At 72.2% G+C, this 16148-nt stretch carries 14 protein-coding genes and 1 pseudogene; 3 read left to right on the forward strand and 12 right to left on the reverse strand.

Annotation, left to right across the window (positions count from 1 at the left end):
- Positions 1 to 433: 433 nt before the first annotated feature.
- Positions 434 to 628 carry a hypothetical protein gene (locus tag ABZ749_RS11125; RefSeq protein WP_030487463.1) on the reverse strand — a complete coding sequence of 65 codons (195 nt, stop codon included), beginning with the start codon at positions 626 to 628 and terminating at the stop codon, positions 434 to 436.
- A 372-nt stretch (positions 629 to 1000) separates the two neighbouring features.
- Here ABZ749_RS11125 and ABZ749_RS11130 point away from each other — a divergent pair, with 372 nt between their 5' ends.
- The gene (locus ABZ749_RS11130; protein ID WP_357226013.1) at positions 1001 to 2164 is read left to right on the forward strand and encodes a CAP domain-containing protein; all 1164 of its coding nucleotides are present in this window, start codon (positions 1001 to 1003) and stop codon (positions 2162 to 2164) included.
- 116 nt (positions 2165 to 2280) lie between these two features.
- The gene (locus ABZ749_RS11135; RefSeq protein ID WP_357226016.1) at positions 2281 to 3123 is read left to right on the forward strand and encodes an endo alpha-1,4 polygalactosaminidase; all 843 of its coding nucleotides are present in this window, start codon (positions 2281 to 2283) and stop codon (positions 3121 to 3123) included.
- 193 nt (positions 3124 to 3316) lie between these two features.
- Here the strand turns inward: ABZ749_RS11135 and ABZ749_RS11140 are convergent, their stop codons facing one another.
- The 9 genes and pseudogenes from ABZ749_RS11140 to rsmD all read right to left on the reverse strand — a co-directional run bounded on the left by ABZ749_RS11140 (position 3317) and on the right by rsmD (position 11322).
- Positions 3317 to 5536, reverse strand: a complete 2220-nt coding sequence (locus tag ABZ749_RS11140) for an MMPL family transporter (protein ID WP_357226020.1) — start codon at positions 5534 to 5536, stop codon at positions 3317 to 3319.
- A 220-nt stretch (positions 5537 to 5756) separates the two neighbouring features.
- Positions 5757 to 6614 (reverse strand): bifunctional DNA-formamidopyrimidine glycosylase/DNA-(apurinic or apyrimidinic site) lyase, encoded by an 858-nt coding sequence (gene mutM, locus ABZ749_RS11145; protein ID WP_357226023.1) that lies wholly within the window; start codon positions 6612 to 6614, stop codon positions 5757 to 5759.
- 262 nt (positions 6615 to 6876) lie between these two features.
- Positions 6877 to 7584, reverse strand: a pseudogene (rnc, locus tag ABZ749_RS11150) (ribonuclease III); the annotation flags it as partial.
- Complete coding sequence (locus ABZ749_RS11155) at positions 7581 to 8564, reverse strand: phosphate acyltransferase PlsX (protein ID WP_357226027.1); 984 nt, start codon at positions 8562 to 8564, stop codon at positions 7581 to 7583. The pseudogene rnc and the gene ABZ749_RS11155, both read right to left, overlap by 4 nt.
- Before the next feature lie 114 nt (positions 8565 to 8678).
- Positions 8679 to 8852: a 50S ribosomal protein L32 gene (gene rpmF, locus ABZ749_RS11160; RefSeq protein ID WP_030335284.1), complete on the reverse strand. Its 174-nt coding sequence runs from the start codon at positions 8850 to 8852 to the stop codon at positions 8679 to 8681.
- Between the two features lie 5 nt (positions 8853 to 8857).
- Positions 8858 to 9421: a YceD family protein gene (locus tag ABZ749_RS11165; protein ID WP_238684615.1), complete on the reverse strand. Its 564-nt coding sequence runs from the start codon at positions 9419 to 9421 to the stop codon at positions 8858 to 8860.
- 109 nt (positions 9422 to 9530) lie between these two features.
- Positions 9531 to 10028, reverse strand: a complete 498-nt coding sequence (locus ABZ749_RS11170) for a hypothetical protein (RefSeq protein WP_355005267.1) — start codon at positions 10026 to 10028, stop codon at positions 9531 to 9533.
- Positions 10029 to 10279: 251 nt separating this feature from the next.
- Complete coding sequence (gene coaD, locus ABZ749_RS11175; RefSeq protein WP_030335289.1) at positions 10280 to 10762, reverse strand: pantetheine-phosphate adenylyltransferase; 483 nt, start codon at positions 10760 to 10762, stop codon at positions 10280 to 10282.
- On the reverse strand, positions 10759 to 11322 hold the full coding sequence (rsmD, locus tag ABZ749_RS11180) for a 16S rRNA (guanine(966)-N(2))-methyltransferase RsmD (protein WP_357226031.1): 564 nt from the start codon (positions 11320 to 11322) through the stop codon (positions 10759 to 10761). The genes coaD and rsmD overlap by 4 nt, the downstream gene beginning before the upstream one ends.
- 397 nt (positions 11323 to 11719) lie before the next feature.
- Here rsmD and ABZ749_RS11185 point away from each other — a divergent pair, with 397 nt between their 5' ends.
- Positions 11720 to 12682, forward strand: coding sequence for an LPXTG cell wall anchor domain-containing protein (locus tag ABZ749_RS11185; RefSeq protein ID WP_357226035.1), 963 nt, complete (start codon positions 11720 to 11722; stop codon positions 12680 to 12682).
- Between the two features lie 76 nt (positions 12683 to 12758).
- On the opposite strand, the gene recG is transcribed toward ABZ749_RS11185, so the two are convergent.
- Positions 12759 to 14957 carry an ATP-dependent DNA helicase RecG gene (gene recG / locus ABZ749_RS11190; protein ID WP_357226040.1) on the reverse strand — a complete coding sequence of 733 codons (2199 nt, stop codon included), beginning with the start codon at positions 14955 to 14957 and terminating at the stop codon, positions 12759 to 12761.
- Positions 14954 to 16148: Dak phosphatase (locus ABZ749_RS11195; protein WP_357226043.1), on the reverse strand; the 1195-nt coding region annotated here is incomplete at its 5' end. The genes ABZ749_RS11195 and recG, both read right to left, overlap by 4 nt.

The following is a 16148-nucleotide window of genomic DNA, read 5'->3' on the forward strand; positions in this document are numbered from 1 at the left end:
CACAGGTGATCCCGGGCTCCAGCTTCAACGTCGTGGCGGAGGCGAAGGACTTGAACCCCTTCACCGTCAGGCTCTTGAGATACACCTACTCGATCCTCGTCCGGTGGCCGCCGTACCGTCGCCGGCTGTGGGGACCTGGGTGAACCCGCAGACTAACCCGGCGGTGGGAGCGGGCCGGCACGCGACCCGCCCCGCGTCGCGTCGGCAGTGGGCGCGCTGTTGTTCGGTTGACCGCGAGAAAGACAAGCGCCTTTCATGATCGGCTTATCCGCCGACACGCTTTTCGGTAACTGTGCGGCGCGCTTCCCGCACGATCGGCTGCAAGATCATGAATCGTCGGCGCCGAAAAGGTGCCGGACAGTGTTGCGCGCCGGCACTGAGGTGTCGGCGCGCATTTTTGCGGTGGTGCGATTCAGTTTTTGCGACGTGAAGATCAGGTCAACGCCGGCTCGGCCAGACGGAGAAGATCGTCCGCCTCCGCCGCAGCCGCCGCGAGCCGATCATTGTCGGCACGCAGACGCGTGATCTCGAACTCCAGCGCCTGAACCCTGGAACGCAGTCGGGTGACCTCGTCGAGCAGACGCCGGTCGGGCGCTGCACCTACGTGGCCGTAGAGGGCCTTCGCCATGCTGACTCCTTGATATGCGCTGCCGGAAAGGCCGGCCAAACGCGCGCCCATTTGTACGCGGCTGTCATTCCAGGCTGTATCTGGGCATGACCGGGCGCGACTGGCGACACCTATATATTGAGCCGCAAACCCCTCCTTCGTCAAGTTCTCGCAGGCCGTAGATCATCTCCACGTCGACCTGTCCACTTGCCGGGGGGCTGCCGCAAGGCACGGACACTCTCTGTCCGGACACCTTTACTGTACGCCCGGATCCGCGGAAGTCAGCACCCTCGTGTCCCACTTCCCCTTAACTCTTTCTTAGCCACGTTGCCGCAGCTCGTAGGCGCGCCGTAGCGTCAGCCCGGCCCGCAACCGACCCGTGGAGGCATAGGCGTGTACGGCTGGACCGATCCGATGGACCCCAACGGCGCCCCCCGGCGCGCCGGAGGGCCGACCGACGAGCCGGCCTGGCTGCACGACCGCCCGGAGCCCCGCTCGGCCTATCTCTTCGGCGACGAACCCGGCCAGCCGGGCGACGAGTGGCACCGGGAGCAGCCCACCGACGGCCGGCTACCGGACCCGGCGATCCCCGCCGAGGAGGCCGACGCCCGCACCGCCGCATGGGGGGCCCACCAACCGGACGGCGAGACCCACGGTTGGGGCGACAGCCGCCCGGCCCAGGACACCACCGGCGGACGACGCGCCGAGGTGCCCGGCGGCTGGCACACCGACACCGACCCGGAGACCACCGACGGCTGGCACGGCACCGCCGAGACCAGCCGGCCCGGCGAGGGACGGCACCGCTCCCCACGCCGCTGGCGCCGGCCACTGATGATCGGAGGGGCCGCCGCGGCCGCCACCCTCGTGGTGAGCTTCGGCGTCGGCGCGCTCACCCTGCCCGGCGGTGACGACGGGGCCGCTCAGCCGACGGCCGTCGACGACTCCTTCGCGACGTCGGCCGCGCCCACCGAAGAGCCGGCGCTGGACACCCTCGCCGCACCCTCTCCGTCGACCATCCCCAGCCCGGCTTCTCCGAGCCCGTCGCCAACCAAGGTCGTCAAGCCCACACCGGCGTCGTCGCGGAGCACCGCCGCGTCGCGCCGCAGCGTCCAGCGCAGCACCGCGCCGAGCAACACCGGCAGCTCCACCGGCACCAGCGGCTCCAGCGGCACCGTCAGCGCCCAGGCCCGCGAGGTGGTGGACCTGGTCAACGCCGAGCGGGCCAAGGCCGGCTGCAAGGCGCTGAGCATCAACACCAAGCTGATGACGGCCGCCCAGCGGCACAGCCAGGACCAGGCCGACAACAAGAACATGTCGCACACCGGCAGCGACGGCAGCAACGCCGGCACCCGGCTGGACCGGGTCGGCTACACCTGGCGCACGTACGGCGAGAACGTGGCCTGGAACCAGCAGACCCCGGCCGCGGTGATGGACGCGTGGATGAACAGCTCTGGCCACAAGGCCAACATCCTGAACTGCGCGTTCACCGAGATCGGCGTCGGCATCGCCAACAGCAACGGACCGTACTGGACGCAGGTCTTCGCGGCGCCGCGCTGACCGCGCGTCGTTCCCGCCCCTGCGCTCGTTGACCCGGTGAGGTACGTCGGGCCGGAGCGTGGGGGCCGCGTACCGGTGCGGGCGGCGACCGGCCGCCCGGGACCCGGGAGCTGCCGATGCGGATCCGGCCGCGGCGACGCGTCGCCGTACGCCCAGTGCGCCGTGTCCTGTCCGCCAGCGTCGCGCTAGTCCTGGTCGTGCCGGCGTACGGGTGCCGGCCCGCGCTGACCCCGCCCGGGGCGCCCACCGCGTGGCCAGCGGCGCAGGCCCGGCACTGGCAGTGGCAGTGGCAGCTCAGCGGCCCGCTCGACCCGGCGGTGGACGCCCACGTCTTCCTCCTCGACCCGGTGGCCACCACCGCCGCGCAGACCGCCGACCTGCGCTCCCGGGACCGCCGGCTGATCTGCCAGGTGAACGTGGGATCGGTCCGCTCCGACGACCCGGACGCCAGCCGGTTTCCCGAGGTCGTCCGGGGCGCGGCCGGGCGGCGGCCCGACAGCCGGTGGCTGGACGTCCGGAGTTGGGACGCACTCCGGCCGGTGCTGACCGACCGGTTCCGGCTCTGCCGGGGCAAGGGCTTCGGCGCGGTGGCGCTCTTCGACGCCGACGGGTACGCGGCGCGCTCCGGCTTCGCGCTCGACTTCGACGACCAACTGCTGTTCAACCGCCGGCTGGCCGAGCTGGCCCGCTCGTTGAGCCTCTCCCCGGGGCTGGCCAACGACGTGCCACAGCTCGCCGCGCTGGCCCCGGACTTCGACTTCGCTGTCAACGAGGAGTGTGTCCGGCTGGCCCAGTGCGCCAAACTGCTGCCGTTCAGCGACGCCGGCAAGCCGGTCTTCCACGTCGAGTACACCGGGTCGACCGACGACTTCTGTGTCACCACCGTCGGCTACGGCTTCGCGTCCATCCGAAAGGACCACACCCTCGACGCATCCCGCGAACCCTGCCCCCTCCCCTAACCCCACCCCACCCCACGTCATCCCCGCCCCGCGCCCCGCGCCCCGCGCCCCGCGCCCCGGCGATCTTGCACTTTCGGTTGCCGGTTTGCCGGGTTGGCCCCGCTTCGCCACGACAGAAACTGCAAGATCGACGGGCTGGAGGGCGGCGCGGGACGGGGCCGGGGCGGCGCGGGGGCGGCGCGGGGGCGGGTGGTTAGGGCACTGGGACCAGCTCTGGGGCGGAGGACGGCGGGTCGGTGGGGGCGGGTGCCGGGCGGGGGCGCAGGAATTGCGGGGCCCACCAGTTGGCGTCGCCGAGCATGGTCATCAACGCCGGCAGCACCACGCCCCGGATGATGGTGGCGTCCAGCAGGATGGCCGCCGCCAGACCGATGCCGAGCTGCTTCATGTCGATCGTGCTCAGCGTGGCGAAGATCGAGAAGACCCCGACCATCACGATCGCCGCGCTGGTCACCACCCCGGCCGACGACGTGATCCCGTACGACACGGCGTCGCGGTTGGGCAGGCCGGACCGGACGCCCTCGCGGATCCGACTGACCACGAAGACGTGGTAGTCCATCGAGAGGCCGAAGAGCACCACGAACAGGAAGAGCGGCAGCCAGGACACGATCGCGCCCATCGAGGTGAAGCCGAGCAGTCCCTGCGCCCACTCGCCCTGGAAGATCAGCACCAGCAGGCCGTACGCGGCGCCGGCGGACAGCAGGTTCAGCGCGATCGAGCTTGCCGCGATCACCACCGACCGGAAGGTGAACGTCATGACCAGGAAGGTCAGCACCAGCACGAAGCCCATGACCAGCGGCAACTTGTCCCGGACGTGCTGGGCGTAGTCCTCGCTGTCGGCAACGCTCCCGCCCACCGCGTACTCGATGCCGGGAATGCCCCGCAGTTCGGCCGGGACCAGGTCCCCGCGCAGCTTCTCCAACGACTGCACCGACCGGTCGTCCCGACTGGCGTACGGGGTGGGGACGTCCAGCACCGAGACCCGCCGGTCGGCCGACACCTCGATCTTCGGGCCGTCCGCCTCGGCCGGGGCGAACAGCGGATCGGCAGCCGCCCGGGTGGACAGGCCGGTGAGGGCGGCGCGTACCCGATCGGCCTGGTCGGCGGGCGCCCGGACGGCGACCACGTGATTGGTGCCGGCGCTCGGGAAGGCGGTGGTGAGCCGGTCGTACGCCTGCATCGCCGGAGTCGTGCGGGGCAGGTCCTCCATGCCGGGGAACTTCAGCTTCATGCCGAGCGCCGGCGCGGCCAGCGCGAGGAGCAGCCCGACCGAGATGATGAGCGTCGCCACCGGCGCGCGCAGCGCGGGCCGGAGCACCGCCGGCCACAGCCGGGGCGCGCGGGGCTCACCGTGCCGGCCGGTACGCGGCGCGGTCAGTCGCCAGAGCAGCGGCACCCGTGGCCGGTCCACCCAACGGCCGAGTCGGGCCAGCAGGGCGGGCAGGACGGTCAGTGAACCGGTCACCGCGACGGCCACCACGAGGATCGAGCCGATGGCGAGGGACGAGAAGACGACGTCGCCGGCGAGCAGCAGCCCGGCCATCGAGATGATCACCGCGAAGCCGGAGACCACGACGGCGTGCCCGGAGGTCTCCGCGGCGATCTCCACCGCGTCCAGACCGGAGCGGCCCTTGGCGCGTTCCTCCCGCTCTCGACGGATGTAGAACAGCGAGTAGTCGACGCCGACCGCCATGCCGATCAGCAGGATCACCGGTGCCGTGGTGTCGGTGGCCGGCACCAGGTGCGAGGCGAGAGTGGACAGACCCATCGCCGCGGCGACCGAGGAGAGGGCCAGCAGCACCGGCACGCTCGCCGCGATCAGCGCGCCGAACGCGATGATCAGGATCGCCAGGGTGACCGGCAGGCTGAGCAGCTCGGCGCGCTTGAAGTCCTTGCCCAGGGTGTCGTCGAGGGCCTGACCGATGGACGGTCCGCCGACCTGCTCGACGCGAAGCCCGGGGTGCGCGGCCTGCACGGAGGCGGTGGCGTCCCGCAACGGCTGCACCCGCTCCGATGCCGTCTCCGGGTCACCCGACATGGTGATCGGCAGTAGCAGCGCCGAGCCGTCCCGCGCGGTGACCGGCTGGCCCACCCCGGCAACCCCGGTGACCGTACGCAGCCGGGCCGCCGCGTCGTCGGCCGCCGACTTCGCCGCCGCCGGGTCCAACGCGCCACCCCAGGAGGTGATGAGGACGTTGTCCACGGCCGGGTCGTCGAAGTCAGCGGCGTCGACGATCAGGCCGGCCCGCCCTGCCTCGCCGATCGCCTGGTCACCGCTGGTGGCCTCGTTGAGTCCGGCGGCGTTGCCGCCGACGAAGCACACCGCCACGAACACGGCCCACAGTGCGATCGCCCGCCACGGGTGCTCGGCGCTCCACCGCGCCAGCCGCACCGTCACCGGTCTTCTGCCCATCTCGGGTCCCCCTGTCACGTCAACCCCCTGTCAACGGTGCTGACGCTAGGTGCGTGACGAGGCGGTCACATCGGGGATCGACCTGGGCTCACCCTGGAACCAGCGGACCGTGCGCGGGGGGTGCGTTCGCGGGACATCGGCCCGCGATTCGGACGTACACCGGGGGCCTGCCCGAGCGACGGGCCGCGACCCGCCGGCATCGCCCCGAGCCGGCTCCGGGTCATCCCCGAAGGGCACCCCGGGGCCGTGGCTGACAGTGCGGGCAACTGTACGAGGACCGGTTCATGAACGCCTCGCGGCGGATCGGCGCGCCACACCGACGGCACGGCTCGCCCTCGCGGCCGTAGGCGTTGAGCGCCCGGTCGAAGTAGCCACTCTCGCCGTTGACGTTCACGTAGAGGGCGTCGAAGCTGGTGCCGCCCTCGCTGATCGCCTCGGCCAGCACGTCGCGGACGTGGCCGAGCAGACGCTGCGCGGCCGGGCCGGTCAACGCATCGGTCGGTCGGCCGCCGTGCAGCTTGGCGCGCCAGAGCGCCTCGTCGGCGTAGATGTTGCCCACCCCGGAGATCAGGGTCTGGTCGAGCAGCGCGCGCTTCACCTCGGTGTGCCGGCGGCGCAGCGCCGCGACGAACGCCTCGTCGGAGAACTCCGGGTCCATCGGGTCGCGGGCGATGTGCGCGATCTCGTCGGGCAACTCGGCGCCGCCCTCGCTCACCGAGAGCCCGCCGAACGTGCGCTGGTCGACGAAGCGCAGCTCCGGGCCGTCGTCGCTGAACCGGAACCGGACCCGAAGGTGGGTCTCGTCCGTCGTGCCGGGTGGCTGGAGCAGCAGCTGACCCGACATGCCGAGGTGCCCGACGATCGCGTCACCGCTGTCCAGTGGCAGCCACAGGTACTTGCCGCGACGGCGGGCGTCGAGCACCGTCCGGCCGGCGAGCACGTCGGCGAAGTGCACGTCGCCGGGAGCGTGCCGGCGGACCGCACGCGGATGACGAACCTCGACCGAGGAGATCCGGCGGCCGACGACCCACTGGGCCACCCCCTGCCGGACGGTCTCCACCTCGGGCAGCTCAGGCACGCGGGCGGCCCGTCTCGTGGCCGTCGGCGCCCCCGGCCGGCAGCGCCTGCGCCAGGTGGTCGGCCTGCTCGGCTTCCGCCGCCCGCTCGGCGCTCTCCAGCGGCCCGAACGGCTCGCCGCGGTCGGCCGAGTCGTCCCGGTCGACCGGCTGGTCCTGACGATCGTCGGCGACCGGACCACGCTGGCCGCCGTCGCCGTTCTGACCACCCTGGCTGCCGTCGCCGTTCTGGCCACCCTGGCCGCCGTCGCCGTTCTGGCCGTTCTGCTCGGCGAGCGTCCGCCAGGCGGCCTCGGCGGCCCGCTGCTCGGCCTCCTTCTTGCTGCGCCCCTCCGCGCCGCCGTACCGGTTGCCGGCAACCACCACCCAGGCGGTGAACGTCTTGAGGTGGTCCGGGCCGGTGCCCTCGATCCGGTACTCCGGTACGCCGAGACCGAGCGCGGCCGTCAGCTCCTGGAGACTGGTCTTCCAGTCCAGTGCGGCCCCACGACCGGCCGACTCGGCCATCAGCGGGTCGAAGAGCCGGTGGATGACGATCCCCGTGGTGTCCAGGCCGTACTGGAGGTAGATCGCGCCGAGCAGCGCCTCCAGCGTGTCGGCGAGGATGCTCGCCTTGTCCCGGCCACCGGTCGTCTCCTCACCCTTGCCGAGCAGCAGGTACGCGCCGAGCCCGTCCGGGCCCAGACCGCGGGCCACGTCGGCGAGCGCCCGCATGTTGACCACGCTGGCCCGCAGCTTGGCCAGCTGTCCCTCGGGCAGGTCCGGGTGGTTGTGGAACAGCGCCGTGGTGATCACCACGCCGAGCACCGAGTCGCCCAGGAACTCCAGCCGCTCGTTGGTCGGCAACCCGCCGTTCTCGTACGCGTACGACCGGTGGGTCAACGCGCGCTGGAGCAGCTCGGGTTCCAGGCTCACTCCGAAGGCGGCTTCCAGGTGACCGACGGACGCCCGCCGCCGCTTGTCGTTGCTCATGTGCGTACCTCGGTGTCGGTGGAGCGGTCGGTGCGACCGGTCGCGGCGTCGCGGTCGAGCAACGCGGTGACCAGATCGGTGGCGCGCCGCCGCCACAGGTGGGCGGCGAGAGCTATGCCGGAGGCGACGTCGTCGGCGCGGGCGGACCCGTGACAGACGACCACCGTCCCCGCGACGCCCAGCAGGGCCGCCGCGCGCGGCGCGCCGCCCTGGGCAGGTGGGCCGCCGGCCATCGCGTACGCGCCCTCAATGGCCTTGAGCAGCACGTTACCGGTGAAGCCGTCGGTGACGACCACATCGGCGCGCGCGCCGAGGGCCACGTCGTACCCCTCGACCAGGCCGACGTAGCGCGCCCCGCCGGGCAGCGGTTCGACGGCGAGCAGGGGGTCGGTGGCGCGGCGGACCCGGTCGCCCTTGCCGGCCTCGGTGCCGACCGAGAGCAGTCCGACCCGGGGCGCGGCGATCGAGTGGGCCACCGCCGCGTAGGCGGCGCCGAGCACGGCGTGGCGGGCGAGGGTGGCCGGGCGGGGTTCCAGGGAGCCGCCGACGTCGAGCAACACGACCGGCCCCGCCACGGCGGGCAGGGTCGCGGCCAGCGCGGGTTGGCGGATCTCCGGCGAACGGCCGAGGCCGAGTACGGCCGCGGTGACGGTGGCGCCGGTGGCGCCGGCGGAAACCAGGGCGTCGGCGGTTCCGTCCCGGACGGCGGTGACCGCGGCCCGGACGGTGCTCTCGGAGCGGGCGGCGCTGGGATGGTCGGCCATGCCGACGACATCGCGAACGGGCCGCACCGCGATCCGGGCGCGTTGCGCGGGATCGAGGGCAGCGATCAGCTCGTCGGCGACCTCGGTCGGACCGACGAGAAGCAGATGCAGGTCGGGGTCGGCGCGCATGGCTCGCAGAGCGCCGTCAACCACGACGGCGGGAGCGTCGTCCCCGCCGAGGAGGTCAACGGCGATCCGCGCGGCGCCCGGCTCCACCGGAACGCCGGCCGGACTGGGCCGGCCGGCGTCGGAGGGAGCCGGGGCACCGGGCGAATGCCAGGATGCGCGCGCCGCCCGACCTGGGGTCGGGGGCGTCACTCGGCGTCCAGGTCAGACCTCGAGAACCTGGCGGCCGTTGTAGGTGCCGCAGACGGAGCAGGCGGCGTGCGGCAGCTTCGGGGACTTGCACTGCGGGCACGCGACGGTCGCGACCACTGTCGCCTTCCAGTTCGCCCGGCGGGACCGGGTGTTGCTGCGCGACATCTTGCGCTTCGGGACGGCCACGGTTCTTACTCCTCTGTAACGGTCAGTTGCGACAGGCCCGCCCAACGCGGGTCGATCTGCTGGTGACTGTGGTCGGCCGGCAGATCGTCCCAGTGCGCCCCGCATTCAGGGCACAGTCCTGGGCAGTCCTCCCGGCAGAGCGGGTTGGTCGGCAGCGTGAGCACCAACGCGTCCCGCAGCGCCGGCTCCAGGTCGATCAGATCGCCCTGCATCCGGCCCACCTCGTCCTCGTCGGTCGTGGCGTCCGTGGTGCTGTCCTCGTACGCGTACAGCTCCTGGATCGTCACGCCCATCGAGTCGTTGATCTCGCGCAGGCAACGGCCGCACTCACCCCGGACGGGACCGGTGATGGTCCCGGAGACGAGCACGCCCTCGGACACCGACTGCAACCTCAGATCGAGGTCGAGGTCCGCGCCCTCCGGCACGCCGATCAACTCCACACCGAGGTCCGCCGGTGCCGGCACGACCCGCTGGACCTCACGCAACGCGCCAGGGCGACGCGGCAGGTCCCTCGTGTCGAGGACCAGCGGCGCCCTGGGGTTGAGTGTCGATGGCGAGTGCTTGGGCATAGTTAGACTCCGGCCGGTGAGAGGCCGACAAAAAAGGTTACCTGGACGACCGCCCGACCGTCGAACCGGGGGCGACGCCCGCCTGAGAAGTCGGCTGGTGAGGTGCCGCTCAGAAGGGTAGCGGGCGTTCCGCCTCATCCCCAGCGAAGGTGCCGATCTCCCGCAGCGCGTGCATCTTGTCCCGGCCGCGCTCTATCGAGGCCAGCGCCCGGGTGAGGAACTGCTCGAAGTTGGCCAGCGCGGTGTCGACGTAGTCGTCGACCTCCTCACGCAGGCGTTGCGCCTCGGCGCGGGCCTCGCCGATGATCCGGGCGCCCTCGTGCTCGGCCGACACGGTGATTTCGTTCACCGAGACCAGGCGGGCGTGTTCTGCCTCACCCTCGCTGATGATCCGGTCCGCCTCGCGCTTGCCGGCGTCCATGATCTTGTCCCGCTCCTCCAGGAGCGCGGCGGCGCGACGCAGGTCGGCGGGGAGATCGGCACGCATCTCATCGAGGGCAGCGATCATCTCACCCCGGTCGACCATGCAGTTGTTGCGCGACATCGGGACGGAGCGGGCCTGCTCCAGGATGGCGATCAGTTCTTCGATGCGATCGAGCGGGTCCACCGGCTACCTCACTCCTGTCGTTCGTCGGCCGACCTCCATGATGCGGGCTACGGCCGTTCCCCGCGCCACCAATCATGTCGTGCCGGCCCCACCGCCGCCCCACTCACCCCAACCCGGCGAGTCGCGACATAGTCACCCGCGGCTCCCACCGCGCCGATCTTGCACTTGCGGTCACGTCAAACCATGCCGAAAGGAGCGATGCCGGCACCGTAAGTGCAAGATCGCGAAGGTGGAAGGGAGTCAGGGTCCGTTCAGCGGCGGGGGCCCAGGCGGGCCTGGAGGGCTTCGCGGACCGGGTCGGGGACGTGGGCGGAGATGTCGCCACCCCACTTGGCCACGTCCTTCACCAGGCTCGACGAGAGGAACGAGTAGAGCGGGTTGGTCGGCATGAAAAGCGTCTCGACGCCGGCCAGCCCGATGTTCATCTGGGCCATCTGCAACTCGTAGTCGAAGTCGCTGACCGCCCGCAGGCCCTTGATCAGCACACTGGCCTGCTGCGCCCGGCAGAAGTCCACCAGCAGCCCTCGGAACGACTCGACCCGCACGTTGCCGTACGACGAGGTCACCTCGCGGAGCATCTCGATGCGCTCCTCGACGGTGAACAGGCCACTCTTCGACTGATTCACCAGCACACCGACGATCACCTCGTCGAAGAGCCGACTGGCCCGCCCGATGATGTCGAGGTGTCCGTTGGTGACCGGATCGAACGAACCGGGGCACACCGCACGTCTCATGATCGGCGACCGTACCAAAGGGTGGTCTCGCCGTAACGGCGACTGCGCTCGGCGGTGATCCCCTCCACCCAGTCGAACTCCCTGGTGCGGCGGGACCGCTCCACCACCACCAACGCGTCGGGCGCCAGCCAGCCGCCGTCGACCAGCGCGGCCAACAGCGCGGTGATCTCCTCGTCCGGCACTGCGTACGGCGGGTCGGCGAAGACCACGTCGTACGGCCCGTCGTCCGGCCCGGCGGCCAGTACCGTCGCCACCTTGCCGGTGACCAGACGGGCCGCCGGACCCGCACGGAGGGCCGTCACGTTCTCCCGGATCACCCGGGCCGCCCGCGGGTCGGACTCGACCAGCAACACGTGCCGGGCACCTCGGGAGAGCGCCTCCAGCCCGACCGCGCCGGAGCCGGCGTACAGATCCGCGAAGCGGGCGCCGTCGAGATCGACAGCGGCCTGAACGGCACTGAACAGCGCCTCCCGAACCCGGTCCGAGGTGGGTCGGGTGCCGGCGCCGGGTGGCGCGGCGATCCGCCGGCCACCGAGCGTCCCGGCCACGATCCGGGTCACCGCTTCCTCCTGCTCATGCCCGCGACGCTACGCGATGCGGCGCGGACCCGGTCAGCACGGCGCGGATCCGGCGAGCGGGCTGGCCGGCGAAGACGGAGGGCGCCTGAGCAGCCCCGACGGCACGGCGTCCACCGTGGAGTCCGGGCGGGGCGGGCCGTCCCCAGTGACCAGACCGACACCTTCGGTATATCAAAGATCACGAATCAACTACATTGCCGGATGGCAATGATCTGAACTCCCCTCATTAACCACCCATCAGTACAGTCTCCCCCTGTCCCCGCTTTCGCCGCGGGAACACCACCGCGTCGCGCGACGCCCCGGTGAGCAGTGACTGCCCGGTCACGATGCCTCCCGGCCTTCCGCCACGCGATCCGTACCCCCCTCACCAGGAGCAGGCGTGAACCCTCCCAAGTCTCCGTTCCGGCGCGTCGCGGCCATCGCCGCGGGCGCGTTGATCGGCCTCGCCGGCATCGGCGTTGTCGCGAGCCCCGCGAGCGCCCACCACCCCGAGCCCTCCGGCACCTACTGCCTGACCTCCGACGGCCAGGCCAAGGTGACCTGGACGGTTGGCAACAGCGAGAACATCTCCGCGAAGATCACTACGCTGAAGTCGACCGTTCCGGCCGACTTCACCGGCGGCCTGGCGCAGGACGCCACTCTCCCGGCGAAGGGCGAAGGTTTCCTCACCGGCACCCAGACCTACCGCTTCGACCAGAAGCGGCCGACGATCGAGCTGACCGTCGAGGCCCGTTGGGTGCGCGCCGACCGGATCGTGAGCGAGTCGCGGACCGTGGCCGCCGAGCCGAAGGGCACCTGCGCGGCAGAGGCCACTCCCTCGCCCAGCAGCCCGACGCCGACCGCCACTCCGTCGGCGACCCCCACCCCGACCCCCACTGTCACCTCGCCGTCGCCGAGCCAGCCTCCGACCCAGAGCCCGACCCCGACTGCCACCCCGGCTCCGGCGGAGCCGGTGGGCTCGGTCGAGTCGACCTGCGACAAGCTGACCTTCACGATCGAGAACCCCGCCGACGGTGAGACCGTCACGCTCACCCTGACCCCGAACAAGGGCGAGGTGAAGACGCTGGTCGTCAAGCCGGGCGAGACCGGTTCCGTCTCCTTCGACGCGACCGAGGGTCTCGTCGTGACGCCGGCGGCCGAGGGCCTCGACGACACCGAGCCGATCGCCTGGGAGAAGCCGGCCGACTGCGCCCCGGGTCAGGGCGGCGGCAAGGACGAGCCGGCTCTGCCGCTGACCGGTGCCGCCACCGGCGGCATCATCGCCGGCGCCGTGGTGCTGCTGGCCGCCGGTGCCGCCCTGTTCGTGGTGGCCCGTCGTCGTCGGGTCCGCTTCACCGCCTGAACCAACCCGCTCTGACAGTTGAGGGCGCGTCGACCACCCGGTCGGCGCGCCCTCAACCATGTGATGGCCTGCGTGGTCAGCCCTTCTCCAGGTACTCCGCGCGGTCCTCGTCCACCAGTGCGGCCACTGACGCGGCCAGTGCCGGGCTGCGGGCCAGCTCCGGGTCGTCCTCGATCAGGGTGATCGCCTCGGCGCGGGCGTCGCGGATCAGGTCGGCGTCGCGCCGCAGGGACAGCAACCGCAGGTGCGAGCGGTGCCCGGACTGGGTGGCACCCAGCACGTCTCCCTCGCGGCGTTGCTCCAGATCCAGTTCGGCGAGCTTGAAACCGTCGCTCGTGGACGCCACCGCGTCCAACCGTTCCCGCGCCGACGAACCCTCGGCCGCCTCGCTGACCAGCAGGCACAGCCCGGCGGCGGCACCCCGGCCGACCCGGCCCCGCAACTGGTGCAGTTGGGAGACACCGAACCGGTCGGCGTCCAGCACGATCATCACTGTCGCGTTCGGCACGTCCACGCCGACCTCGATCACTGTCGTCGCCACCAGCACGTCCAGGTCACCGGCAGCGAAGGAACGCATCACCGCGTCCTTCTCGTCGGCCGGCAGGCGACCGTGCAGCACCCCGATCCGCAGGCCGCGCAGCGGGCCCTCGGCCAGCAGCGGGGCCACCTCGGTCACCGCCAGCGGCGGCCGACGGCCGTTGTCGTCCTCGGCTGGCGGCTCCTCGTCGCTGATCGGACCGTCACCGATTCGCGGACACACCACGTACGCCTGGTGGCCGGCGGCCACCTCCTCGCGCAGCCGACGCCAGGCCCGATCCAGGTAGGCGGGCTTCTCGGCGGCCGGCACCACGTGGGAGGCGATCGGCGACCGCCCCCGGGGCAGCTGGGAGAGCGTGGAGACCTCAAGGTCGCCGTAGACGGTCATCGCCACAGTGCGCGGGATCGGGGTGGCCGTCATCACCAGCACGTGCGGCGGCTGGTCGGCCTTGGCACGCAGGGCGTCGCGCTGCTCCACGCCGAAGCGGTGCTGCTCGTCGACCACCACCAGGCCGAGGTCGGCGAAGTCGACCCCCTCGTAGAGCAGCGCGTGGGTGCCGAGCACGATGCCGGCGGCACCGCTGGCCACCTCGCCGAGCGCCCGGCGGCGGGCCGCTGCGCCGAGCGAGCCGGTGACCAGCTCGACCCGGGTGGCGTGCTCGGCGGAGCCCAGCTCACCGGCCCGCCCGAGCGGACCGAGCAGGTCGAGCATGCCGCGGTGGTGCTGGGCGGCCAGCACCTCGGTGGGCGCCAGCAGCGCGGCCTGCCCACCCGCGTCGACCACCTGGAGCATCGCCCGTAGCGCCACCACCGTCTTGCCCGAGCCCACCTCGCCCTGCAACAGGCGGTGCATGGGGTGCGGAGTGGCCAGGTCAGCCGCGATCTCCACACCGACCTCCCGCTGACCGGCCGTCAGCTCGTACGGGAGTCGGGCGTCGAAGGCCTCCAACAGCCCGTCCGGGCGTGCCGGGCGGGGCCGGGCCGGCCAGTCGGCAGCCCTGTGCTTGCGCTGCACCAGGGTCACCTGGACGGCGAAAGCCTCGTCCCACTTGAGGCGCCGCCGCGCCTGGTGCAGCGCCTCCTTGCTGGACGGCCGGTGGATCTCGGTCAGCGCGACGCCCAGCCCGACCAGCTTCCGGCTGGCCCGCACGCCGCTCGGCAGTGGATCGTCCGGCGGGGTGAACGTGTCCAGTACGACGCGCACGCAGCGCGCGATCACCCAGGTCGGCACAGCCGCGGCGGCCGGGTAGACCGGGATCAGCGCCCCGGCGAACTCCTCGATGTCGTCGCTGAGCGCCGCCTCACCGTCGCCCCCCTCACCGAGCAGGACGTACTCCGGGCCGTTGAGCTGCCGTTTGCTGCGGAACTCGGTGACCTTGCCGGCGAACAGGCCCCACCGGCCCGGGCGCAGCTCGCGCTCCCGCCACGCCTGGTTGCCGAAGAAGGTCAGGGTCAGCACTCCGCCGGAGCCGTCGCCGACGGTCACCTCCAGCAGGTTGCCCCGCCGCTGACGCATCGGGCGCACAGTGGTGCGCTGCACCTGGGCCATGACGGTGACCTGCTCACCGACGTCCAGTGAGCGGATGTCGGTGTGTTCACCACGCTCGTCGTAGCGACGCGGGAAGTGGTAGACCAGGTCACCCGCGGTGTGCAGGTCGAGGTGCGAGGCCAGCGCCTTTGCTGTCTTGTCCCCGACCAGCTTCTTCAGCGGAGTGTCCACGGTGGCTGGTTCGCTCATTCGATCCCTACCAGGAGCGGATAAAACGGCTGGCCGCCCGGGTACGCGTGCACCTCGACGAACGGCCAGCGTCGCGCGACGTGCGCGCGGACGGCGTCGGTGAGCCCGGCCGGAGCGTCCACCCCGGCCAGCAGGGTGACCATCTCGCCGCCACCACCGAGCATCCGGTCGACCACCGCCGCGCAGGTGTCGGTGAGGTCGGTGCCGATCAGGTGCACCTCCCCCTCCACCAGCGCCAGCACGTCACCGGGACGGCACGGGCCGGCGACGGTCAGCGCCTCCCGGCTGGCATGGCAGACCTCGGCGTACCGGCAGGCCCCAGCCGCCTCGGCCATCGCGATCACGTCGTCCTCGAAACGGCGGTCACCGTCGCGGACCGCGAGCGCCGCCAGTGCCTGCACCGGCGAGCGGGTCGGCACCACGCTCACCTTGATGCCGTACCGATGGGCCTCGCGGGCGGCGGCGCTCGCCACCGCCTCGGTGTTGGCGTCGTTGGGCAGCACCACCACCCGGGCCGCGCCGGTGCTGCGGACGGCGTCCAGCAACTCACCGGTGGACGGGTTGCCCGGCACGACGGTCGCGCCCTCCGCGGCGAACAGGTCGGCGATGCCGCCACCGGTGGCCACCACCACCGCGGCCCGGCCGGCCACCACCGGGCCGGAGGGCGACTCCGGCTGGTCGGCGAAACGGGTGACCGAGATGCGGTACGGGCGGCCGGCGGCGACGCCCGCCTCCACCGCCGCGCCCACGTCGTTGACGTGCACGTGCACGTTCCAGGTGCCTTCCGGCTCACGCCCGTCGCCGACGACGACCACCGAGTCTCCCAGGGCGTCGAGGGCCCGCCGCAACCCGTCGACCGCCTCGGCGCTGGCGTCGAGCAGGAACTGCACCTCGTACGCGTACTCGTCCGAACCGGTCTCGCGGGCGACGGGGGCCGCCGGGCGGGCGGAGCGCGGTGCCGGTGCGGGCCGGTCGGCGCTCTCCCCGGTCAGCACCTCGACCAGGGCGTCGAGCAGCACGCAGAGCCCCCGGCCACCGGCGTCGACCACACCCGCGCGGGCCAACGCCGGCAACTGCTCCGGGGTGCGGGCGAGCGCCTCGGCCGCCCTCCGACGTGGACATCGACCACATGGTGCCGTTGGCCAACGCGTGGCGCTCGGGTGCCGACGAGTGGGACAACGCGAAGCGCGG

It is taken from the genome of Micromonospora sp. NPDC047753, assembly GCF_040642735.1.
Lineage (GTDB): Bacteria > Actinomycetota > Actinomycetes > Mycobacteriales > Micromonosporaceae > Micromonospora.